Annotated in this window: 19 protein-coding genes; 9 read left to right on the forward strand and 10 right to left on the reverse strand. The window is 49.2% G+C overall.

What is annotated here, in order from left to right:
- Positions 1–10: 10 nt before the first annotated feature.
- The 6 genes from KDW_RS03940 to KDW_RS03965 all read right to left on the reverse strand — a co-directional run bounded on the left by KDW_RS03940 (position 11) and on the right by KDW_RS03965 (position 6,782).
- Positions 11–967 carry an ABC transporter ATP-binding protein gene (locus KDW_RS03940; protein WP_233097607.1) on the reverse strand — a complete coding sequence of 319 codons (957 nt, stop codon included), beginning with the start codon at positions 965–967 and terminating at the stop codon, positions 11–13.
- A gap of 293 nt (positions 968–1,260) precedes the next feature.
- Positions 1,261–1,455, reverse strand: coding sequence for a hypothetical protein (locus KDW_RS03945; RefSeq protein ID WP_151754756.1), 195 nt, complete (start codon positions 1,453–1,455; stop codon positions 1,261–1,263).
- Between the two features lie 176 nt (positions 1,456–1,631).
- Positions 1,632–1,991 (reverse strand): hypothetical protein, encoded by a 360-nt coding sequence (locus KDW_RS03950; RefSeq protein WP_151754757.1) that lies wholly within the window; start codon positions 1,989–1,991, stop codon positions 1,632–1,634.
- Positions 1,992–2,102: 111 nt separating this feature from the next.
- Positions 2,103–4,595, reverse strand: coding sequence for a transglutaminase TgpA family protein (locus KDW_RS03955; RefSeq protein WP_151754758.1), 2,493 nt, complete (start codon positions 4,593–4,595; stop codon positions 2,103–2,105).
- Between the two features lie 13 nt (positions 4,596–4,608).
- Positions 4,609–5,811 (reverse strand): DUF58 domain-containing protein, encoded by a 1,203-nt coding sequence (locus KDW_RS03960; protein ID WP_151754759.1) that lies wholly within the window; start codon positions 5,809–5,811, stop codon positions 4,609–4,611.
- A 2-nt stretch (positions 5,812–5,813) separates the two neighbouring features.
- Entirely contained in the window at positions 5,814–6,782 is a 969-nt protein-coding gene (locus KDW_RS03965) for an AAA family ATPase (protein WP_151754760.1), read from the reverse strand.
- 311 nt (positions 6,783–7,093) lie between these two features.
- Between KDW_RS03965 and KDW_RS03970 the strand changes: the two genes are divergently transcribed.
- From KDW_RS03970 to KDW_RS03985, 4 genes are all read left to right on the forward strand, one after another.
- Entirely contained in the window at positions 7,094–7,390 is a 297-nt protein-coding gene (locus KDW_RS03970; protein WP_151754761.1) for an acylphosphatase, read from the forward strand.
- Between the two features lie 27 nt (positions 7,391–7,417).
- On the forward strand, positions 7,418–7,708 hold the full coding sequence (gene gatC / locus KDW_RS03975; RefSeq protein ID WP_151754762.1) for an Asp-tRNA(Asn)/Glu-tRNA(Gln) amidotransferase subunit GatC: 291 nt from the start codon (positions 7,418–7,420) through the stop codon (positions 7,706–7,708).
- A gap of 6 nt (positions 7,709–7,714) precedes the next feature.
- Positions 7,715–9,172 (forward strand): Asp-tRNA(Asn)/Glu-tRNA(Gln) amidotransferase subunit GatA, encoded by a 1,458-nt coding sequence (gatA, locus tag KDW_RS03980; RefSeq protein WP_151754763.1) that lies wholly within the window; start codon positions 7,715–7,717, stop codon positions 9,170–9,172.
- A gap of 104 nt (positions 9,173–9,276) precedes the next feature.
- Complete coding sequence (locus KDW_RS03985; RefSeq protein ID WP_151754764.1) at positions 9,277–10,251, forward strand: D-alanyl-D-alanine carboxypeptidase family protein; 975 nt, start codon at positions 9,277–9,279, stop codon at positions 10,249–10,251.
- Positions 10,252–10,326: 75 nt separating this feature from the next.
- Here KDW_RS03985 and KDW_RS03990 read toward each other — a convergent pair whose 3' ends face one another.
- Both KDW_RS03990 and KDW_RS31530 read right to left on the reverse strand, forming a co-directional pair.
- The gene (locus tag KDW_RS03990) at positions 10,327–11,325 is read right to left on the reverse strand and encodes a sugar phosphate isomerase/epimerase family protein (protein ID WP_151754765.1); all 999 of its coding nucleotides are present in this window, start codon (positions 11,323–11,325) and stop codon (positions 10,327–10,329) included.
- Between the two features lie 207 nt (positions 11,326–11,532).
- Positions 11,533–11,691 carry a hypothetical protein gene (locus KDW_RS31530; protein WP_162004931.1) on the reverse strand — a complete coding sequence of 53 codons (159 nt, stop codon included), beginning with the start codon at positions 11,689–11,691 and terminating at the stop codon, positions 11,533–11,535.
- A 147-nt stretch (positions 11,692–11,838) separates the two neighbouring features.
- On the opposite strand from KDW_RS31530, the gene KDW_RS03995 reads away from it, so the two are divergent.
- The 5 genes from KDW_RS03995 to mfd all read left to right on the forward strand — a co-directional run bounded on the left by KDW_RS03995 (position 11,839) and on the right by mfd (position 18,599).
- Positions 11,839–13,095 carry a metallophosphoesterase family protein gene (locus KDW_RS03995; protein ID WP_151754766.1) on the forward strand — a complete coding sequence of 419 codons (1,257 nt, stop codon included), beginning with the start codon at positions 11,839–11,841 and terminating at the stop codon, positions 13,093–13,095.
- Between the two features lie 16 nt (positions 13,096–13,111).
- The gene (gene pth / locus KDW_RS04000; protein ID WP_151754767.1) at positions 13,112–13,831 is read left to right on the forward strand and encodes an aminoacyl-tRNA hydrolase; all 720 of its coding nucleotides are present in this window, start codon (positions 13,112–13,114) and stop codon (positions 13,829–13,831) included.
- Between the two features lie 23 nt (positions 13,832–13,854).
- The gene (locus KDW_RS04005) at positions 13,855–14,574 is read left to right on the forward strand and encodes a helix-turn-helix transcriptional regulator (RefSeq protein WP_151754768.1); all 720 of its coding nucleotides are present in this window, start codon (positions 13,855–13,857) and stop codon (positions 14,572–14,574) included.
- A 62-nt stretch (positions 14,575–14,636) separates the two neighbouring features.
- Positions 14,637–14,819: a hypothetical protein gene (locus KDW_RS04010; RefSeq protein WP_151754769.1), complete on the forward strand. Its 183-nt coding sequence runs from the start codon at positions 14,637–14,639 to the stop codon at positions 14,817–14,819.
- A gap of 267 nt (positions 14,820–15,086) precedes the next feature.
- Entirely contained in the window at positions 15,087–18,599 is a 3,513-nt protein-coding gene (gene mfd / locus KDW_RS04015) for a transcription-repair coupling factor (protein ID WP_151754770.1), read from the forward strand.
- A gap of 93 nt (positions 18,600–18,692) precedes the next feature.
- Here the strand turns inward: mfd and KDW_RS04020 are convergent, their stop codons facing one another.
- Both KDW_RS04020 and KDW_RS04025 read right to left on the reverse strand, forming a co-directional pair.
- Positions 18,693–20,114 carry a hypothetical protein gene (locus KDW_RS04020; protein WP_151754771.1) on the reverse strand — a complete coding sequence of 474 codons (1,422 nt, stop codon included), beginning with the start codon at positions 20,112–20,114 and terminating at the stop codon, positions 18,693–18,695.
- Between the two features lie 65 nt (positions 20,115–20,179).
- The gene (locus KDW_RS04025; protein WP_151754772.1) at positions 20,180–22,450 is read right to left on the reverse strand and encodes a DUF2079 domain-containing protein; all 2,271 of its coding nucleotides are present in this window, start codon (positions 22,448–22,450) and stop codon (positions 20,180–20,182) included.
- Between the last annotated feature and the right edge of the window lie 102 nt (positions 22,451–22,552).

Genomic DNA, 22,552 nt, shown 5'->3' on the forward strand with positions numbered 1-22,552 from the left:
AGATTCCCCCTTATTCTTCTTCCTCGCGCTGGGCTTCCAACGCTTCAAAAGCTTTCTCCCAGCTGCCATAACGCTTCACTTGTTCTTCCGTGATCAGGTGGGCAGCGGTATAATGCATAAAGACTTCATTCATCGAGACTGGCTCGACCTGGCCGCGTATATCGGCCACGACGCGTTTCAGGGCCTGAGTCTCACCCATAGCCACAATGCGTCCCTTATCAATAATGGCTACCCGATCACAAAGAGCTTCCGCCTCATCCATGTCGTGCGTTGTAATCAGAATGGTGGCATCATGCACGTCCCGCAATTCGTTGACAAACGTCTGCACGTCGATCTTGGAGCGTGGATCAAGTCCTGTCGTTGGCTCATCCAGCAACAGCAGGATAGGTGAGGTCAGGAAGGCACGTGCGATCGCAACTTTCTGTTGCATACCACGGGACATATCCTCTAATGGTGCATCAATGCGATCCGGCTTGATTCCCAGGCGTGTCAGAATCTCGCGGATGTTCTTCCTCGCTTCTGCACCGCTCATATTGTAAAGTCGCGCTGCGTACAGCAGGTTCTCCATGGGAGAAAGCTTTTTGAAGAACGAGGCCTCAACACTGACCCGATTGATCAATTTCTGTACAACAGCCTCATCCTTAATAACGTCATAGCCGAAAATACGCACCGTACCTTCATCCGGAATAAGTAAGGTGGAAAGCATACGGATCAAGGTAGATTTTCCCGAGCCGTTGGCACCCAGGATCCCCACAATCTCGCGCCGCTTAACGGTCAGATTTACGTTATCTACCGCGCGCACTTCACGTTTCTGTTTAGCTTCTACGGCTTCTTTGTGCCAGCGACTCAGAAGAGGACGTGACTTTTTAAAAATTTTTGATACGCCATCAATAACAACGGCATCATTGGCCGGATCAATCGTAATATCTTTTAACAGAGAATTCATTTCTAAATCCAGAGTAGCCAAGAGTTTTTCTCCTTCGCAATATCCAGTCCTGTTATCACCCTGGATAGCGTAATTTGACGGGTGAATTTGTACATCGTACATTTGAACAGTCCAGGATCTGTACAAGTTGCCAGTAACAAATCAGTCGCTTCTACCATTTCATCTTCCTACCTCCAAATAACATCACACCCTCCTGTGGCAAACAAAACACCATACAATTCCAGAAAAAAGCACAATAAAAAACCGCGGGACTGGATTTTCTGCTTCACCAGTGCCCACGGCTTGAGGGGTTTCTTCTTACATTCGACTCACCGTCAAATTATGTCCGGTGGTCTCCCCCAGGAGATGGGCGCACTGATCCCAATGGCGACAAACAATGGAAGTCCACTATGCACAAAGGCAACAGTATGCATGTTGTTCATGGCATCAGGCAAAACACGAGTTTTGTGGTCGGTAATATCTGGGAATTCACACGCGCAGGTGGTGAATAGCATACGACCAGTTATCATGCTTGCCATCTCCTTTCATTAGATTTGCGAAAAATATGTAGAAAATCGTCTCACGAATACGTGAGGTATTGGGGATTACACATGTAATCCCCGCTCAGTTCAAGTATACGGAATACACTTGCGATATGTCAAGAGGAATATCAGAACAATTTCATGACCAGAATAACCAGTGCAAACTATTTCTGCTTTAGATAGGTTTTTAACTTGCCTTGCTGGATAACCTGCACCAATTTAATGTGCCGCTCAATGGCATCATCTGCGTCCTCAGCCGCAAACTCACAGACTGGTAAACGCACCAGCGTATGATAGCCACCCTGCTGGGGATAGACATACGTCACATAGGCACGCCCCATATTCGGATCAGCAAAAGTAGCAACAACATACTGCTTCTTATCGGGCGCGATGGCAATATGCCGGGCCAGATCAAGCGTCTGCAGGCGCATAGGTGCAGCACCCGGGAGCTCTAAATCCCGTTTTTCAGGAATCACCAACGGTATTAAAAATTGCTCTGAATTGACAACTTCATTCTCAGACATGGAATCCTCCTACCAAACAATAACCATAGAAATTGCAGCCCACAGTTAGCATGACAGGAGGCCGCAACCTATAGTGTACGAGAATGGACACTATAGGTCAAGCACTCCATGCTAAAATTCAATCTGCGGAGTTTTGCGCTTGCGCCGTTTTTTCTGCACGCTTTTATAGAAGCGCACCAATGCATCCGGTACGCGCCGTAAGAAGGCCGGATGCCTGAGTACATAGAAAAACAGGTGCAAGCGCAAGCGTTTCCATAAACCAGGCAATTCATTACTCTCATCCGCAGACCGGGGATGTTCAGAACTTTCAGGATCAGCCCAGCGTTCACGCACATAGATATCTGCCAGACGATCAAGCGCCACTGCATCATCCTTTGTGGATAGAGCCGAACCGGCAAGATAGCGAAAATACTCATATGGCGTCTGTGATGAGCTACGCTTAATACCCGCCCACTCAGCCAGAGTACAGACACGACCATACAACTGCGTGGCCAGACTATACTGGCTAAAAAGCCGTCGCCACCAGAATGCAAAAATCACGCCTGCCATGACAATCAAAATCAAGATACTTCCCAGGGTAATATACAATTGGGTCAAAAACTGTTCCTGTGCTTGATTGTTTGTTGAACCGCCACTACCACTATCAGCAGGATTATCAATATTACGATTACGATGAGCATTGATTCCCGGTGCTGGTAGCGTAATATGATTGTCTCCAGGAGTGGTTGAACTACTACCAGTATATTGATCAGGCAAAGGACGCGTAAAGGTTTTAAAACTGGCCGACGGCTCAAAATTAATCCAGCCATAGCCAGCAAAATAGACCTGAGTCCAGCTATGCGCATCCACACCACGAATTACATACTGACCACTGTCATACGTACCGGGAGCATAGCCAGCAACTTCTCGGGCAGGGATGCCCAGCGAGCGGGCCATCAAGGTCATAGCCGTTGAAAAATAGTTACAATAGCCGTCATGATTTTTATTATCAAACAAGAACCATAGCACGGGATCCGCCCCGGCCCGGGGATGAATATTCGTATTGTAACTGTAGTGCAAACGCAGATAACTTTCCAGCGCCTCTACCTTGTCATACATCGTCTTCGCCCCGGACTGTGCGACAATTTTCTCCGCCAGATCTTTAATACGTTTGTCTTTCTGTAAATAGGTAGGCACCACACTAAAATCTTTTACTGTCTGGGGATTAAAATATTCAATGGGCTCTTCTGCATTAGGATTTTGATTGGGATTAAAGGCAGGGGCATCAGCGGGCATGGGAATGGCACGCAAAGATTCTTTATCTGCCGACGAGGCCGTGGAGACGACGGTATAATGCATACCAGCCTTCAAACTGGTCGTGTCATCTCCCAGCCAGGCAATAATCCCTCCACTCCCGTCTAAAGCATTGGCAGGTACAGACATTTGAATAATATCGGAGGCACCCAATAGATATGGTTGCTGCTCACCTGGAGCTAATACCACATCAATTGTCTGCTTTACCGTATGGGTTTTCTTTGTGCTGGTAACCAGCGTCGTGTTGGCGGCAATATGATACTTTTGATCGGAGTAAGCAATTGACCAGCCTTGATCATATGTATCATACGTCACCAATGTAAGATATTGAGGGTCAGGAGTATCGACCTTCACTTTAAAAACGGTATCGGTGGTCAGATTGGGATTGCCACCCAGAGTAAGCGTGTCTTTGAAATTGCCATGATTGGCAGCGACTTGATTGTTTGAGTTAGCAAAGGAATTATTAAACACATTAGCAAACTGCCCCAGCGGTCCTTTTGTCGTCCAGATCTGCGCCAGATGCGGCTCTGCATAGTAGCCAGGAAGAAGCCAGGAAAAAAGCAGGATGCCAATGGTGATCACGATTCCGGTTTGCATGAAATCCCAGCTAAGATCATCCGAGTAGCGCAGACCTTTGCGTCGCCAACCATAGATGGCTTGATAGAGATTGACCCGCAACAATAACAGCAGCGCGGCCAACAGAAAGATAGCCAGCAAAATTACATAAGGAGTAGCAACGCTATTCAAGTTGAAGATCAAAGCAACCGCATTCAATACCACGACAAGCCAGGGATGATGCCAGCGATACAGTAAAAGCGCGCTGAAGTAGGTGAGTATATAGCAAGCAAAGATGATAAACAGGAAGAATATGCCATCTTCACCATTAGGTCGATTCGCCGATACAAGTGCAAACCAATGAGCGGCTCCCTGTAAACCCTGACTCATACTGCCATTATAAAAAAGTGCCAGCATGCGCCAGACGGCGAAGAGGATCCCCAGGACGATTGCACTTCCATAGACGAACACAGGAGGGAAATGCCGCTGCTTCGCCGACCAGACACCAAATATCAAGGCTAAGAGGGTTGAAAAAGTCAGTGTATTCAGATTATCAACCCAGTTAGCGACCTGGATACACCAGGTCACACAGAAGACCAGCAGGGCCAGGAGAAAAAATGAAAACCAGCCTTCATCTAAATGAACAGCAAAACTTTTCGCCGAAAATTTATTCTCATTGCTGGCCCGACTACGCCGGGGCCTTTCTGGAGGATCTGTAATAAGTTTGGAAAGACGTTCCATCGCCGCATTGCGCATACGTTCACCTCTGTTATCTTGAACGCATAGTAGAACCAGTTTCTAAAAGCTGAGAAATCGCTTCACCACTTCGCACATGAATGACCGGAATGCCGGATCCTTCGAGCAAAGCAAATGTGTCTTCGTCTGGTGGTTGCTCTTCAAAAGAGGCAGCATCAAGTCCTATCACCGCCGTTTGGACACCTCGTAACTTCAGGTGGCGCAAACTTTCATGCCAATCCTGTGAATTAGCCGGGGTAATAACGATAGCAACCGTATTTCTGCCAAAGTGGAATGAGTCCATGGCCAGAGCTTCTTTAAGCTCAGGACCAGGACCAGCAGTTACGACGGCCAATAGTTCCAGCACACGCTCAATCTGCCGCTCTCCACGGTCAAGCGAGAGCACTTCCCGTCGCTCGCCATTGACAATCATGCCCAGAGAAAAATCTTGCTGTAACAGGTACGTTGCCAGTGTGGCTGCAATCGTCACCGCATATTCTTCAGTAGACTCTTCACCCTCACCAGCCTGCACGGCTTCATGGAGATCTAAAAAGATCCAGGCATCCACCGCCGGGTCCAGATCAAATTCTTTGACCATTAATTTATTGTAGTGCGCACTGGAACGCCAGTGAATACGGCTCAATGCATCACCACTCACATATTCACGGATAGTAGTAGGTGTCGTTGTCGTCTGCAGTGCACGGCGAGAATGCTTGCCTCGTCCCGGCAATCCACCGGTAAAAAGGGTGAAATTCGACAAAGGATATACACGCGGCAGAACCATTACTTCCCTGGCAGGCGCCAGCACAATGTGGCGCCGAAACAGGCCAAAAGGATCGCCGCTCATAGCCATGACGGGTCCCAGTTGAAAACGGCCACGCTGTCGACAAATGCTGCGGGCACGCCATCTGGCTCGCTTGCGTCCACCCATGCTGGCAACATAGCCAGCCCAATGGCCTGGCAACGTGGAACCATCAGCAATCTGTACCCAGAGCTTTGGCATTGCACTCAGGTTGTCCAGCATCAATTCCTCTTCAAACATTTCACCAACCTGTACCCGCCCTACTGACGAGTTGCGGCGAAAAACCATCTGACGCAGACTGAAGCGCGTCCATATCCAGGACAACACAAACATGACCACCAACACATAGGTAAGCACATACAGCACTTTCCAGGCACTGCTCACAGCAAAAAAGGCCAGAACCAGAATAAGTAAAAAAACTTGCCAGGGACGCATCGTTAGCGCCCCCTTCCACCAACCCACGCATTTGGTACTGGCACTTCTTTTAAAATCTCATCCAGGAGATTTGCTGAGGTGACCGAGCGTACACGTGCAGCAGGCGTAACAATGATACGATGGGCGAGTGTAGGCTTGGCTAATAATTTCACATCATCAGGAATCACATAGCCACGGCCACGAATGGCGGCCAGAGCCTGGGCAGCACGAAAAAGGGCCAGAGAACCGCGCGGGCTCACACCCAGATAGATCTGTGCATGCTTGCGCGTCGCGTTAGCGATGGCCACAATATATTCACGTATCGATGGATCAACATGTATGCTACGTACCTGCTGCTGAATCAATACCAGTTCTTCAGCGGTCATAATCTGGGCCAGATCTTCGAGGGGATGATGGTGTTGATGGCTATCCAGAATATTGATTTCATCTTCTGGCTTTGGATAACCAAGCTGAATACTCATCATGAAGCGATCTAGCTGGGCTTCTGGTAAAGGAAAGGTACCTTCATACTCAATGGGATTCTGGGTAGCCATGACCATAAAGGGCTGTGGCAGACGGTACGTTACACCATCCACGGTAATCTGCGCTTCTTCCATGGCTTCAAGCAAGGCAGATTGGGTTTTGGGAGTCGCTCGGTTCACCTCGTCTGCCAGCACAATCTGTGACATAATCGGTCCCGGGCGAAACTCAAAGTTGCCATTCTTCTGATTGTAAATAGAGACACCAGTCACGTCACTTGGTAACAAATCAGGCGTAAACTGGATACGTTTAAAAGAGCAACCAATTGAACGCGCAATTGATTTAGTAAGTACAGTCTTACCGACTCCAGGGACATCTTCAATCAAAATATGCCCATGGCAAATTACCGCAATCAAACTAAACGCAACGGGCTCAGCTTTACCTACAATGACCCGTTCAACGTTTCCAATAACACGCTGCACAGCGCTAGCAAGGTCTTGTACTGACTGCATTCATTACTCCACTCAAGATTTTATTTGAACGGACGCATCGACACTATTTATTCAAAACTGCGAGGAACAGCGACTGGTATCTACTATGGTATCACTTACCCATCCTGAGTACAACAAAGCTATGCTGTTCATGGTGAAGATAACGGTGCGCAGACTTTTCTAATTAGTACGATGCGTGATATGTTTTTGTTGCATCCTTCTTTATAAATATACGCCTATCCTTATTCATATATCTCAGGAATAGTTATAATATCTTCGTCCACCCTAACAGGGACTATCCTCAAAGGCCAGTCTATGCTATTATGGAAGACATGAGCCAGAACAATCCGCACCAAAAAGAAGAACTCTACGCAGTGGTAGTCGGACTTGTACAGGGTGTAGGTTTTCGCTATTTTGTCGTCCAGAGGGCCCTTACCCTGGGATTAGATGGATACGTTCGTAATGATAGTACTGGCGACGTTGAAGTAGTCGCCCAGGGGACGCACTCCGCTCTCGAACAGCTTCTGGCCCTGTTGCGACAGGGACCATCAGCGGCACAGGTACACGACGTACAGACAACCTGGAGACAACCCACGGAACATGTAAGCGGCTTCCACATCAGATGGTAGCAGGTTAGAGATAGAAGAGGATACTGTATGATTGATCGCGAGACGGTACAAAATGTAGCCAAACTCGCCAGACTGGGGCTGAGCGAGGAAGAGGTTGATACCTTTGGCAATCAACTTTCCGCCATTCTTGACCACATCCATATTTTACAGGAAGCGGATGTGAGTGGCGTTTCCCCAACAGCACATGCCTCGCGCAAGACCAATGTGATGCGCGTGGATGCGCCAGAGCCATCCTATCCACCCGAGGTGTTGCTGGCGAATGCTCCTGATCAGGATGAAAATTGCCTGAAGGTTAATGCGGTACTGGAGGAGGAGTAGGCTACGATGACTGAGTTATATAAGTTAAGCATTACTGAAGCTGGCGAACTGTTACGTCAGCGTAAAATTTCGGCCGTCGAATTGACACAGGCTCATCTGGAACGCATTCGTGAGGTAGAGCCGAAAGTAAAGGCCTTTACACTGGTCACCGATGAGCTTGCGCTCGAGCAGGCCAGGGAAGCCGATAAGCGCTTTGCGAGCGGCGACAATCTCCATCCTCTAACGGGTATCCCACTGGCTATAAAAGATGTCATCTGCACCAAAGATATTACCACCACCAGTGGCTCACGGATGCTAGAGAACTTTAAGCCTCCGTATAACGCAACGGTCATGGAGCGCTTGAATGAGACGGGCTTTGTCATGGTGGGTAAGACCAACATGGACGAGTTCGCGATGGGATCCTCCACCGAACATTCAGCATTCTTTCCCACCAATAATCCCTGGGACCTTGAACGGGCTCCTGGCGGTAGTAGCGGCGGCTCGGCGGCGGCGGTTGCGGCTGGCATGGCAATGGGCTCGTATGGTAGTGATACCGGCGGCTCGATTCGCCAGCCTGGATCACTCTGTAATCTGGTTGGACTGAAACCAACCTATGGCCGTGTCTCGCGCTTTGGCTTGATTGCCTTTGCGTCTTCGCTGGATCAGATCGGACCCTTTGCCCGCAACGCTCGCGACGCAACTCTCCTGCTCCAGGCCATTGCTGGTCATGATCGCCGCGATGGTACCAGCTCAACTGAACCAGTCCAGGACTATGAAGCTGCGCTCTCAGGCAGCATCAAAGGATTGCGCATTGGTGTTCCCGAGGAATATTGGGTTGAGGGTACACAGCCTGGCGTGGTCAGTACGGTTAAAGCCAACATTGAACGCCTGCGTGAACTCGGTGCGGAAATCAGCCCGGTCTCACTCCCTCATACAAAATATGGTGTCGCCGCCTACTATATCATCGCTCCAGCTGAGGCCAGCTCAAATCTGTCTCGCTACGATGGTGTGAAATATGGCTACTCCTATCGCGATACCAGCGATATGTGGGAAGCGATGGAAAAGACGCGCGAAATTGGCTTTGGTGCCGAGGTAAAACGCCGTATCATGCTGGGTACCTATGCACTCTCAGCCGGTTATTATGATGCATATTACAAACGGGCAGAGAAGATCCGCGCGCTGATCAAACAGGACTTTGATCAGGCTTTTGAGAAATTCGATGCTCTGGTGAGTCCTGCGGCGCCTACCGTCGCCTTCAAAATTGGTGAAATCTCAGATCCCTATCAGATGTACTTGCAGGACGTCTTTACTATTCCTGCGAACCTGGCTGGTATCTGCGGCGTCTCAATCCCTGGTGGCTTCAATGATGGCCTGCCAGTTGGACTGCAATTGCTGGGCAATGTCTTTAAAGAAGATGTCATCTTACGCATTGCTGATGCCTTTGAGAAAGTCACCGATTACCATACCCTCTGGCCTAACCTATAAAACTTCTTTTTTGACGCTCTGTTCCTTCTCATCTATCTTTACAGGAAGGACCAGAGCGCCTTTTTTACCATCTACTATAAAAAATGAATAGGTAATAGAGTATAATGGGACGTCGTATTCTTGTAGTTTCTCTTCTTTGCCTGGCAATTTTTTTGCTGATTTTAACTTCCGTTCTTGTTTTTACCCCCGCAGGCACCTCTTTTCTCACGACGACCGGCATCACCGCCCCACCAACTCCGACCCCGCTACCACTGGCATCACCAACACCTGTGCCAACCCCTCAACCAGTATTGACAGCAAAAGGCTCACCTCCCGACATTACAGCCACCGCCAGCCTGCTCCTCGATGCCGATACAGGCCATGTCCTCTATGAGAAACAAGCGGAAAAACCATTGCTGATGGCTAGCACAACGAAGATTATGACTGCTTTGATCATCATTCAAACGGCGAATCTAGATCAGCCTATCCATGTCCATCAGGATGCCATTGATCGGGTGGTACTGGATGATGGAAGTAGCGCAGGCCTGGTAGTGGGGGATGTGTTGCCGCTCAGGGATATGCTCTATGCTTTGATGCTAGCCTCTGGTAACGATGCTGCCTATGCGATTACCGATGAACTGGGTGGTGGAGATCGAACCGTCTTCGTTGCACGCATGAATCTTTTTGCCCATCGCCTTCACCTCTTCCAGACACATTTTAATAGTCCTGACGGCCTGACTGCCGACAGTACAACACACTACACCACAGCCTATGATCTGGCGATCTTAAGCCGCTATGCCATGAGTATTCCACTCTTTGCGCAGATTGTGCGCACACAAACCTATACCGCCCACGCTCCCAATCGGGATCTGGTATGGACCAACACCAATAAGTTGCTCGGGACATACCCGGGCATCAGTGGGATTAAAACAGGACACACCTTTGGCGCCGGCTACTGTCTGGTCTTCTCTGCGGCACGCGGGCAGCACCATTTGATTGGCGTCATTTTGAATAGTCCGGATGAAACACTGCGCAATAAAGAAGCAGCCACGCTGCTGGATTGGGGTTTTCAATTACCAGTGCTACCACCAAAGGAATAACTCTGCAGATCAGTTTTTCTATACAAAAAGAGGACACCGTTATGGCGTCCTCTCTCTTTATCGCGCTGAATACCCTTATTTTTTGCTGAAAGCCGCATCAAAAGCCACATTTGATGGTGCAAAGTCAGAGCGACGTACAAAGGCCAGCGCATCCTGGGCTCCATACTCACGATCCATACCAGAATCTTCCCATTCGATGGAGAGCGGACCCTGATAACCAATGCGGTTCAATGTACGGATAATCGACTCGAAATCCACATCGCCATGGCCAGGTGAGACAAAATCCCAACCACGCTCAGCCTCACCAAAATTCAGGTGGGAAGCCAGGATGCTGCGGCGACCATTCAAATGGCGCTTGGAATCCTTCACATGCACATGATAAATGCGCTCCGCGAATTCTGCCAGGAAGGTGGCTGAATCCAGGAACTGTGGTACCAGGTGGCTGGGATCAAAGTTGATGCCAAAACCTGGACGATTGTTAATGGCATCCAGTGTCTTACGCGTCGTCACAAAATCATAAGCGATTTCGGTGGGGTGAACTTCCAGAGCAAATTTGACACCCTCTTGATCAAAGACATCGATAATAGGATTCCAGCGCTGCGCGAATTCTTCATAACCGCGCTCGATCTCGGCAAAATCATTGGGCGGGAAAGAATAAAGCATATGCCAGACGGCCGAACCAGTAAAGCCAGTCACACGGTCGACTCCAAATTTGGCGGCGGCACGCGCGATATCTTTCATACGCTCAGCAGCCCGTTTACGCACACCTTCTTGTTCGCCATCGCCCCAGATTTCGGCAGGCAAAATATTTTTATGGCGCGGATCAATTGGATCACAGGTTGCCTGACCGATTAAGTGCGCACCAATGGCATACACTTTTAAGTTGTGCTTATCTAAAATCGCACGTAGAGACTCTGCATAGCCAGGCTCATTGAGGATACGTACTTCATCAAAATGCTGACCGGACGAAGCCAGTTCAAGGCCATCAAACCCCCAACGGCTCGCTTTGGCAGCAAGCTCTTCTAAAGGCAGGTCGCCCCATTGGCCAGTGAAAAGTGTTACAGGTCGTGCCATTACGTCCCCCTTACAAAAACTTTTTCGATCGTTCCATCGACCAGGCTATATATATAAAGGAGAAGTCGCCACGCTGGCCGATCAGAAACTGCACTATCATTCGAACTTGAGTATACCATAAGGGACACATGTTTTTCATCTGCATCAACAAATCATGCCATTCAATCGTGTGAGCGAAGTCGCCTGACTGGTTGTCACGTTTCCGCACTACTGATCAGCTTTCCATTGTTGCGTTGTGGCGATTTCGCTAGCCACGATTGAGTGACGTTCACGATTGCTTTTTAATACAGGGCTTTCCAATTCTCGTTGCAAGCGGGGATGCAAGGGGCGGCCAGCCCCTTGCCGGAGCGCGAGGTGTCCTCGCATCTCCTCCCTCTTCTCCCGCCGAAGGCGGGACAAAAAGAGAATTGGAAAGCCCTGCTTTTTAATAGTAGACTACTAGTAAGGTTGTCTCAAACATGATAAAATAAGTCTCACTTACAAGTATTATATATTTTGAATAGAGTATGCTGCATGCGTTACGCAATCTTTACCGATATTCACGCGAATTTAGAAGCACTAGAAGCAGTGCTTGCCAAAATTGATGAAATATCTCAAGAGGAGCCAATCGATGAGGTCTGGTTCCTGGGAGATCTGGTTGGCTATGGACCAAATCCCAATGAGTGCATTAAGAAACTGCGAGAACGCACGGATGTTATTATCGCTGGTAATCACGATTGGGCTGCGGTCGGAAAACTAGATTTAGATGATTTTAGCGAGGCCGCCCGCATCTCTGCGGAGTGGACTGCGACCCAACTCACTGATGAGAATCGCGAGTTTCTCGCGAATCTACCCGAGCGAATTCAAAAAAATGAGTGCTTATTGGTCCATGGTAGTCCTTATGGACCGCTCTGGGAATACCTGACTGAAGAGATTCTCGCAGAGCGAAGTTTTCAACACTTCAATAGCCGCTTCTGTTTTGTCGGCCATACCCATGTGCCTGTTATTTTCCAGCAACCCGATACGGTGGCAAACACACCCACTCGTCCTCTTGAAGTCGATGAAATCACCGAAGGTCTCGATGAGACAGAGAGTGAGCCACAAATCGATGAGGATGAGAAAAAAGCGGTGGTCGAAGCTCTGCTCGAAAAAACAGAGACCAGTGGAGCAAGCCATGCATTTGCCCAGAACAATCCGGCAGCTGAACAAACTGAAGGTCCCCATACCGAGGCCGAACATCTGCAAAATCTGGTCGCAGATGCAGCTGACGCCATCGCAGATCTACAACATCAGATCGCAGATGATGCTCCTGAGGTCAACCCTGATACTCCCTCTGATCTCAAAGAGATAATTACCAACCAGAAAACCAAAGAGGATGAAGAACAGGTAGAGATCCAGGAAGAGAATACAGACGACGAGACATTTGAAGAGCCCGTCGATGAAGTCTCATCTGAAGAGACCATCCAGAGTGCAGAAGAGCGCAGCAATCAGGAGATCGAAGAGCTCCTGACGCTGCTAGGCCTGAGTCAGAGTATGATTGAGGTCACGAACGAGATGCTGGTGCCACCCGAGGGCTTCTGGCAGGCTCCATCCGGCTATCGCGCGATTGTGAATCCCGGTGGTGTCGGCCAACCACGTGATGGAGATCCACGAGCAGCCTTTATGGTGTATGATACCGAACGTGGCTTCGATTTTTATCGCATAGCTTATTCATTTGGAAAAACACAGGAAAAAATCGAGAAGGCCAAATTGCCGCATTATCTGGCAACACGTCTGGCTTTCGGTCGCTAACAGGTAAGATATAGGTATGAAATTAATCATCGGCCTGGGCAATCCCGGCTCCCAATATGAAAAGACACGCCACAACGTGGGTTTCCACGTTGTGGATTTCCTTGCTACCACGTATTCTATGCGCTGGGAACGTCGTGGCCGGGCCATGATCGCAAATGGCACGATTGGCATTGAAAAAGTTGTGCTGGTCAAACCAACTACGTTTATGAACAATAGCGGCGAGGCGGTTGGTGAGCTGGTACGCTGGTTCAAAATCGAGCCTGATGATATTCTTGTCATCTATGACGAATTAGACTTACCGATGGGACAAATACGCCTGCGCCCGCAGGGCAGTTCCGGTGGACATAATGGCATCAATAGTCTGATCAGTCATCTCCATACCAACCAGTTTCCACGTCTGCGCGTCGGTATTGGCCGTCCCGCTAATTCGCGGATCGATACCGTCAATTATGTACTGGGTGTGCCAGCGGGAGACGAGCGTATCGAGCTAGAAATCAGCGAGCGCAAGGCCGCGGAGGCGATCCCTCTGTACCTGGAAAAAGGATTGGAAGCAGCTATGAACCTGCTCAATGTAGATCCTGAAGCGCAGAGAAAAGCTGAAGAAAAAAAGCGCCTCAAACAGGAACGGCGAGAACAAGAGAAACGCCTTAAAGCCGAGCGTATTGAACAGGAAATGACCTCAAAACAGGCAGCATCAGGTCAGCAGGAGCCAGAAAATCTCTCCGTCTCCGACTGACCCAGTCAGGGAAGAGGTTTTCTATGTATCATCCAACCACGCGTCTGTTGACCATTCTTGAATTACTGCAAACGCATCTTCATCTAAGTGGAGATGAACTGGCACGGCGCCTTGAGGTAGAGCCGCGCACGGTACGTCGCTATATTGGTATGTTGCAAGATATGGGCATGCCCATTGAAGGCAATCGTGGTCCCGGTGGTGGGTATCGTTTACGAGCTGGCTTTAAACTCCCTCCCCTCCTGTTTACAGAAGATGAAGCCACCGCCGTGGTTCTGGGTCTGCTGGGCACATCCTGGCTGGAAATTGACTTTCCTGCTGTCAGCGTAGAAGGAGCGCTCGCCAAGGTTTATCGTGTTTTACCAGCAAAAGGACGCGAGCGCTTGCAGGCTATCTCTACACATATGCTGCTTTCGCCACACCAGCAGGAGAGCCGTCCCGCGCTCAGTTTGCTGATCGAACTTAGCACTGCAATTCATGAACATCGTCGCATCAAGTTTGCCTACCGTTCTCATCATAATCAACTCACACAACGCGAGTTTGAACCATACGCGGTAGCGGGTTGGAAGGGTCATTGGTACGCGGTTGGATATTGTATGCTGCGTCAAGAGCAGCGGATGTTTCGCCTGGATCGGATGCAAGAGGTACAACTACTTACAACCGAATTTGTGCCGAATCCGAATTTTGATTATCAGGCGTATATTATTGAACGTCTGGGTACGATACCCAACAGAGATGGAAGGTAACGATAGAGTTTCAAGCCGAACTCTACGAAGTACAGCATAAGATCCCTTCAACCCATGGAACATTGGCGAAAACTCCATATGGTGTACTGCTGCAAAGTCATCATGTGCACTTACCCTCCCTGGCCCGCTATCTGATCGGACTCGATTTACCCTTTATCGTTCACGAACCACCAGAATTGCGCAGTACATTACTGGAATTAGCTGCGGACATTACACGCATCGCCACCATGCCTGCTCCGCAGTAATCTTCACGCATCTTCAAAACGGTTAGTTGTTTGGTATATCTATAATAAAGATACGTTCAAAAGCTTTCATAAACTTAATATGACATAACTTCGAATGAAGCTATCATAAGACAAAAGAGGTACTGTGTACCGTTTTGTCTAGACGCCGGGGGGGTCAGTACGGTATATGATAACAAAAGTACAGAATAGAGACGATACTCACGACACCCCCACTGAAGTTGCGGAGGGGGTGCTGTTTATACTGTCTGCCCACTGCTGGAGGATGAATTGACACTACAGGGTTTATTAACAATACTCACACAAAGGCCAGAATTTCGCCGTCTCAGCGAAAAACTGCAAAATACAGAAGGCATTCCAGCTCTTACGGGGATTACCGAGGCCGCACGCCCTTATGTCGTCGCTAGCCTGGCAGTATCATTCAAACAACCGATTTTGCTGGTGGTCAGTGATGAACATGAAGCCACGCAGGCGGTTGAGATACTCAAAAGTTTTGTGCCAAATCCGAGCGATGTCTTTTGTCTACCAGACCGCAACGCCCTTCCTTATGAGCGTCTGATTGGAGATGCTCTGACAACACAGCAGCGCATGCAGGCCTTGATGGCGATGGTTGAACGCGAGCGTACGCCAGTCGTCGTTTGCTCTGCGCGTGCTTTAACGCAGTTGATCATTCCTCCAGAGGAACTTGCGGGGGCCATCTTCCGTCTCCAGACTGGTCAGGAAGTCGATCTAAATATGCTGATTGAGCATCTGTATAATCTTGGTTATGAGCCAGTTGCGGAAGTTGAAGATCCAGGACAATTTAGTCATCGCGGTGGCATCATAGACTTATTTCCACCAACACTGCCACGTCCAGTGCGTGTGGAGTTTTTTGGTGATGAAATTGAATCGATCCGTACCTTTGATCAAGAGACGCAACGCTCTCTCAATACGATCGAAAGCTGTACCCTGGGACCTGCCCGTGAAGCGCTGCCCGCCCGTGGGCCGGAAGCGATCAAAGAACTCGCTCAACTCGATACCCGCCTCCTGAATAAAGACGCCGAAGCACGCTGGAAAAACGATATCGAGTTACTGAATCAGCGACGCTCATTTGAGGATATCGCCTTCTACCTTCCCTATCTGCATACTCCAGCTAGCATTATTGATTATCTCCCACGCCATGGTTTACTGATATTAGATAATCCTGCCAGTATCCAGAATCATATCGCGCAACTCGAGTCACAGGCACAAGAAACCCGTGAGCAACATGAGAAGGAGCGGGAAAATCCTGCCCACCTGCGCGAGGCGGCATTGGATTGGAAACGCATAGAACCTCAGATCCAGCAACGCCGACAACTTCGCTTCGCTGATGTTCTTTCAACCGCCGAAAGCGACTTTGATGCACGCCAGCAGGGAGGAACTGAGAATCTGGTGCCAACCTGTCATAGTGCCAATTCCTATGGTGGTCGCTTACGCGCTTTTGTACAGGATTGCCGCAAGGCGTTAGATAATCGCGATCGCGTGGTTATCGTAACGATGCAGGCACGACGCATGGCCGAAGTTCTGGGCGATGAAGCTATTCTGCAAGACCACACCATCGATGTCAGTCCAGGAACACATATCAATCAGTTGCCAGAGGCTGGTACCCTGACCTTGATTCAGGGGCAATTAACCGAGGGCTGGCAGTCCCGTTCGCTGGCACTGTATGTCTACACCGATACGGAGATCTTTGGCTGGTCCAAACGCCGCAACGTTCAACGCCGTAAACCTGTCACACCCGCCTCATTTCTAGCCGAGGTCAATCCCGGGGATTATGTCGTTCACCAGGAACATGGTATCGGACGTTTCGAGGGCCTGGTCAAAATGAATCTGACGGGCGTCGAACGCGAATACCTGCTGATCCATTATGCGGGAACTGATAAACTCTATATTCCTACCGACCAGTTAGATCGTATCACCCGCTACATTGGTATGGGGGATTCAGTACCCGCTTTAAGTAAATTAGGGACGACAGAATGGACGCGGGCCAAATCAAAAGTCAAAGAGAATGTCCAGGAAGTGGCTCGTGAGTTGCTCAGACTCTATAGCGCCCGTGAAGCTGCTGAGGGACATGCATTTCCACCTGATAGCGAACAACCATGGCTACAAGAACTAGAAGACGGCTTTCCTTATCAAGAGACGCCCGATCAACAGCGCTCTATCGATGAAGTCAAAGCTGATATGGAACGTCCCCGACCAATGGATCGCCTGGTCTGCGGTGACGTTGGTTATGGCAAGACCGAGGTTGCACTCCGAGCGGCCTTTAAATGCGTCCTGGATCAGCGCCAGGTAGCCATCCTGGTACCTACGACTGTCCTGGCCCTGCAGCATTATAATAATTTCAAAGAGCGCTTAAAAGCGTATCCAGTACGCGTAGAATTGCTCAGCCGTTTCCGGTCAGAAAAAGAACAAAAACAGGTTCTGGAAGATCTGGCGCTGGGCAAAGTCGATATTATTATTGGTACACATCGCCTCATCCAAAAAGATGTCGTGTTTTTGAATCTCGGCTTACTGGTTGTGGATGAAGAACAGCGTTTTGGTGTGATTCATAAAGAACGCTTAAAACAACTACGTACAGAAATTGATGTCTTAACGATGACGGCAACCCCTATCCCCCGTACCCTGCATATGTCCCTGGTTAATTTGCGCGATATGAGTATCATTGAGACCCCACCACAGGAACGCCTGCCGATTCGTACGACCATTCGCGAGTATGATGACGCCTTGATCCGCGAGGCTATCTTACGCGAGATTGATCGCGGTGGGCAGGTCTTCTTTGTGCACAACCGGGTTCAGGGTATCCAGGTGCTGGCACAAAAACTGCAACGCCTGATTCCGGAAGCACGCATTATCGTTGGGCATGGACAGATGAATGAGGAGCAACTCGAACGGGTCATGGTGGGTTTCTCGAATGGGGATTATGATGTGCTCATCTCGACGACCATCATTGAGAACGGTCTGGATATTCCTAATGCCAATACGATTATCGTGAATAATGCGGCCTTCTTTGGACTTTCTCAGCTCTATCAGTTGCGTGGACGCGTCGGACGTGCCACTCAGCAGGCATATGCCTATTTCTTCTATGCCAGGAATGCCAAATTGACCCCCATTCAGGAAAAGCGCTTACGAGCGATCTTTGAGGCCACCGAATTGGGTGCAGGTTTCCGCATCGCGATGAAGGATCTAGAGATTCGCGGCGCTGGTAGCTTATTGGGAGCTGAACAATCGGGCTTTATGAATTCTGTTGGCTTTGATCTTTACTGTAAATTGCTCTCCGATGCTGTCCAGGAACTACAGGGCAAGCAGGCGGAAATAGGAACGGCAACCACATCCGTCGATCTGCCCATTGATGCTTATCTGCCAGATGAATATATTGGAGATCGTACGTTAAAGGTGAATTTCTATCAACGCTTAGCCAACCTGAAAGATGCACACCAGGTCGAAGCCATGACTGCCGAGATGACGGACCGCTTTGGTCCTGTGCCGGAACAGGTCAGTAATCTGCTTGAGTTGGTCAACTTAAAAGTTGAAGCGGCTCAATTGGGCTATGAGGCTATTTCGGTCAAAGATAATGAGTTTGTCTTAACCGTCAAACGAGATATCGTCCCTAACCGCATTATCCTTTATCGACGCTTCCGCAATGAAGCGAGGGTCCAGCAAGGCGTCATTCGCATTCCGCGTCGCCTGTTAGGACAGACCTGGATGAAACAGTTAAAGGATTTGTTGCCGATGATCACAGCCTCTGCCTCCTCAACCGCGTCCTGACATCAATATACCCGGGAGAGCACCGTCACAGACACCCGATAATCATTATCCTTGTGCTAAAACATAGAGGATAATGATTATCTTTAGGTGCTATTATTGGCGGCGTGTATGCATCAAGTGGAACATGAGCGCCTGTTTATAGTCCAGCACAGTTACCAGACCGGTTTTGATCACCTGATTAGACAGGTTTAATAATGTTGAGACAACCTGGAGACGGGTCTCATCAAAACGAGCTTGCTGACGAAGCATTTCTAATAACTGAGTTGGACTCTGACTGGTAATTTCTAAACCCGCGCTAATGGCTTCAACCCGTAACCAGATAATCAATTGGTGGCGCATCTGTTCAAAAATTGCCACATCATCCTCACCAACCGACATCATCTCACGCGCATCCTTCGCAGTTGCGGCCGCCATAGAAGCTGATGAAGTAAGAGAAGAGCTCGATGGCGACAGATTGCGAGATGGACTCATGGTTGCTGTTTTAGATGCTGGTGGCGCAACGACAGGTGACGGCATGGTCTCTCCTGGCGGCGATGTAGGAGGATGGGTTCCGTTTGTACCATTGGATCGAGCTGCAGCTGGCGTAGGAGCTACCGGTACCGGAGCAACAGGAGCTGCAGTTGGCTGCGAGCTGCGATTAACTGGAGCAGCCGTCTTAGTATCATGAGGTTGAGACAAGGAATCTAACTTACGTGGCGCTGCCTCAGCCTGCTGGGCCGTCCTGGTGGCGGGCGAAGTCACTACGGTAGCTGCTGGTGCTGCTGTTCCTCTGGTAGTAGCTGCTGGCGCGACGGGTTGCGCGGCAGATGTGGTGGGTTTTGGTGCTGCTGGTGTGCCAGACTCTTTCTGCTGCGGTATACTGGCAGGATTTGCTGTTGCCGAGCGTGAGGCCCCATTAGTCGAGTAGTGTTTCGCTGAACTTGCTCCAGCTCCAACTGCAGCTGGAGTCTGCGCCTGAGCGGCGGCGGCTGGCTTGCCTTCACCACGAATCTCTTGAAGCTGCTGCTGTAAAAGCAAGGTCGAAGACGAGATCTGTTCCCAGGTAAGCTCAGCTTTGCCACTAATGCTTGGAGTTGCCCAGGAAGCAACTGGACGTGGACTACCAAAGGGAGCACTACCCGCGGCAGGCTTCTGATTCGTTAAATGATTGCGCAGATTCTGCGCCACAGTCGATGCACATGTGCTGATCAACAAACGAATATCAGACATACGGCGGCGACCTTGATCTCCAAAGAAGTTACGATTGCGCTGGACAAACTGAATAAACAGGCGCTCTACCTGATGCTGAAAATCAGCTGTTGTCAGGTCAACGCGGCCCCAGGCAGTAAAATCAACAGAGCTGAGGTAGAGCCATACTTCCTGGCGCTTGGCACGGTCAACCGGACGCATCTGTAATGACTCGGTACGATGATCAAAAAAACGCGGATAGCAGAAATTTGCGATCAGCGTCTCAGCTAATTCAGCTTTTAAGCGCGCGATTTCCGCGGGCAGGAGTTGACCTAAATAAATGCCCATCCTACATCCTCTTTCATTCTACTGCGGGCATGCCATAAAGACCTGGTGATGCCGCCGGTCAGACATTAGTCGACAATAGTTAGTGGCATCAATTGCAACGCCTTCGTACTTTGATTGACGCTAACTGTACCTGGCGCATTCAAAACCTGCAAAGGCAGCCGGGCTTGTACATCCATTATTGTACTCGATGTTTGTGCTTGTGGTAAAAGGGCAATGGACATTTGTGCTAGCCCATTTGCTATACCACTCTTTTGTAGATTAAATGTGCGGCTCGTCAGGCGCACGATAGAGCCGGGTTTCCAGGTCTGAGTCGGACACCAGGCAAGGTCTGATACATCTGTACTGACAAAGTATTCATGTCCATTGTCCCCACGTAACAGAATGAGCTCCTGCAATGGCAGTTTGCCAACCTGATCAACACGCCAGTATGTCGTCAATGTTCCGTACCCATTCGTCCGGCTAAATGGACTACTCGCCCCTACCTGATAACCAATCAGCTGCATTTTCCCGCCGTCTTTTTGCTGGAACTGGACTTGCAGAGGATTCTGGACCTCTTTTTCAGAAACATAGATATTAGAACAGAAGCCTGGCGGTAAATCAAATAACCGGGAGGCTGGATTCTGAGCCTGCCCTGTTCTGGGTAAGGTATGTGGTGCCCGAAGGCCACGCTTCAACAAAAGATAACCATCCTGTGCGGCCAGGACGCCATACTTTCCTTCTGCCAGCACGCTTTTCACCTGGGTAATATATTGCGGTGACTCAAAATATGGATAAATATCGCCAGTTACATCTAACAAAACGTAGTCAGCTAGTTTATCAGCATATTGTTTTCCCGTGAGCGTGGTATCAACTGCGTAGGGAAACATGTAGATATTTTTTCGATGGCTAAGATGCGGTACCAGCTTTGTCTGAGCCGAGACAGAGGCATCCTCTGGAATCATAGCCATAAACTTCTGTGCCAATGCCTCATGGGCTGATGCCTGTGGCCACTGAAAGCCAATCGAAACAGGTAACTGTCCATGAAAGTAGTAATCAGTACGCAGAGTACTCCCCAGCACTCCGACAAGTAATAAGCTTATCAATATCGCAGACAACACATGCTGATTGAACCAGCGACTGCCTGGAAATTGTAAAGATGAGGCGTCTACACCTCGGCGGGCCAGTCCCGCCAGACTTATCTGCACGAGCCAGCGCACAACTAGCAGAGCTTCTATGGTCGAGAAAATAATGATCGGCACAAGGTCAGCATTATAATGAAACAAACCGCTATATTGCTGTGAATTTGAGCTTAACATATTAACCGCCAGCGAAGGTAAGCCCATCACCAATATCCATGGTGCTAGCATGGGCAAATAGAAAATCCCACCACCATGTGGTTTTGGAATGTAGCCAGCTGGTGCCAGCACAGCATGAATATAAGATAGATGCTTATACTCAAACACATAGGTATGCAGAAAGTTTATTGGATGAAACAAAGCATCTTTGAGCAGCAAACCAGCCCCGCCAGTCCCTCCGTAACGACCACTGAGTAGCGGTAAACCAGTTGGACTGAAGTGTGGCATAATCACTTTTGTCGCCACAACAAACCAGACCAACGCCAGCAATGCCAGAGCCAGACCACTCTTCCAACGACGCTGAAAAAGTACAGACCACAAACCTATACTCGCCACAACCAGGGGTATATTCTCTTTACATGCCATAGACAGGATCGCAAAGACAAAGAACCACAACGTCTGACGTGTATACATAAAATAGAGTGTAAATAACAAGAAGGCGGTTGTTAAGGTCACCGCATGAAAATCAGATGTAGTAGCCTGTAACTGCGCTGGATAGAGCAAATAGAGAAAAGCAAATGCGCCCCCAAGCCATTCATTGCGCAAGCGTAAACGAGCCAGCCAGAAGGCTGGATATGCTCCCAATGCAACAACGAGAGTTTGCAGGAAAAATAAGACGCGAGGATCAGACCAGAGAAAATACAGCCAGGAAATAGGAAATAAGATCGGCTCAAAATGTATAGCGAAACGCACATAGCCATCTGGTGATGCACAATTCGTATCACCTTTAATATTGCAAATACTATCATGCAAAATATTTCCATGGGAGGTATTCCAGATTGACTGATCCATAATACCAAAATCTTCAGCATTCGTCTGGAAGGCAAGGTGGCGAGCGCCCATATAAGAGATATAGAAAACACAAAAGCAGACGACAGCCAGCGTGATCAGGCCCGTCATCACCCAGAATGTACGTGTACGCGGCAGCGGCTGTGGCTCCGGATACAAACATAAACGATCTCGTGCATAAACAAGACGCTTACGCCAGATTTCCTTACTCACCCCCTGCACCTCTTTCCATCATTGGCAGTACGCCCCACAAAGCCAGGAAAACACCACATCCCCCAACGGGTAGCCACCTCCGGCATACCCGTTGCCCCGATC

Origin of the sequence: Dictyobacter vulcani, assembly GCF_008974265.1 — a bacterium.
In the GTDB taxonomy this organism is placed as follows: Bacteria; Chloroflexota; Ktedonobacteria; order Ktedonobacterales; family Ktedonobacteraceae; genus Dictyobacter; species Dictyobacter vulcani.

Bases quoted from the DNA above. Each gene is read 5' to 3' on its own strand.
- KDW_RS03945 (WP_151754756.1), bottom strand. From the start codon at position 1,455: ATGATAACTGGTCGTATGCTATTCACCACCTGCGCGTGTGAATTCCCA.
- KDW_RS03960 (WP_151754759.1), bottom strand. From the start codon at position 5,811: ATGCGTCCCTGGCAAGTTTTTTTACTTATTCTGGTTCTGGCCTTTTTT.
- KDW_RS03995 (WP_151754766.1), top strand. From the start codon at position 11,839: ATGCGTTACGCAATCTTTACCGATATTCACGCGAATTTAGAAGCACTA.
- KDW_RS04020 (WP_151754771.1), bottom strand. From the start codon at position 20,114: ATGGGCATTTATTTAGGTCAACTCCTGCCCGCGGAAATCGCGCGCTTA.
- KDW_RS31530 (WP_162004931.1), bottom strand. From the start codon at position 11,691: ATGCGAGGACACCTCGCGCTCCGGCAAGGGGCTGGCCGCCCCTTGCAT.
- KDW_RS04005 (WP_151754768.1), top strand. From the start codon at position 13,855: ATGTATCATCCAACCACGCGTCTGTTGACCATTCTTGAATTACTGCAA.
- pth (WP_151754767.1), top strand. From the start codon at position 13,112: ATGAAATTAATCATCGGCCTGGGCAATCCCGGCTCCCAATATGAAAAG.
- KDW_RS03985 (WP_151754764.1), top strand. From the start codon at position 9,277: ATGGGACGTCGTATTCTTGTAGTTTCTCTTCTTTGCCTGGCAATTTTT.
- gatC (WP_151754762.1), top strand. From the start codon at position 7,418: ATGATTGATCGCGAGACGGTACAAAATGTAGCCAAACTCGCCAGACTG.
- KDW_RS03970 (WP_151754761.1), top strand. From the start codon at position 7,094: ATGAGCCAGAACAATCCGCACCAAAAAGAAGAACTCTACGCAGTGGTA.
- KDW_RS03955 (WP_151754758.1), bottom strand. From the start codon at position 4,595: ATGCGCAATGCGGCGATGGAACGTCTTTCCAAACTTATTACAGATCCT.
- KDW_RS03950 (WP_151754757.1), bottom strand. From the start codon at position 1,991: ATGTCTGAGAATGAAGTTGTCAATTCAGAGCAATTTTTAATACCGTTG.
- KDW_RS03990 (WP_151754765.1), bottom strand. From the start codon at position 11,325: ATGGCACGACCTGTAACACTTTTCACTGGCCAATGGGGCGACCTGCCT.
- KDW_RS03965 (WP_151754760.1), bottom strand. From the start codon at position 6,782: ATGCAGTCAGTACAAGACCTTGCTAGCGCTGTGCAGCGTGTTATTGGA.
- gatA (WP_151754763.1), top strand. From the start codon at position 7,715: ATGACTGAGTTATATAAGTTAAGCATTACTGAAGCTGGCGAACTGTTA.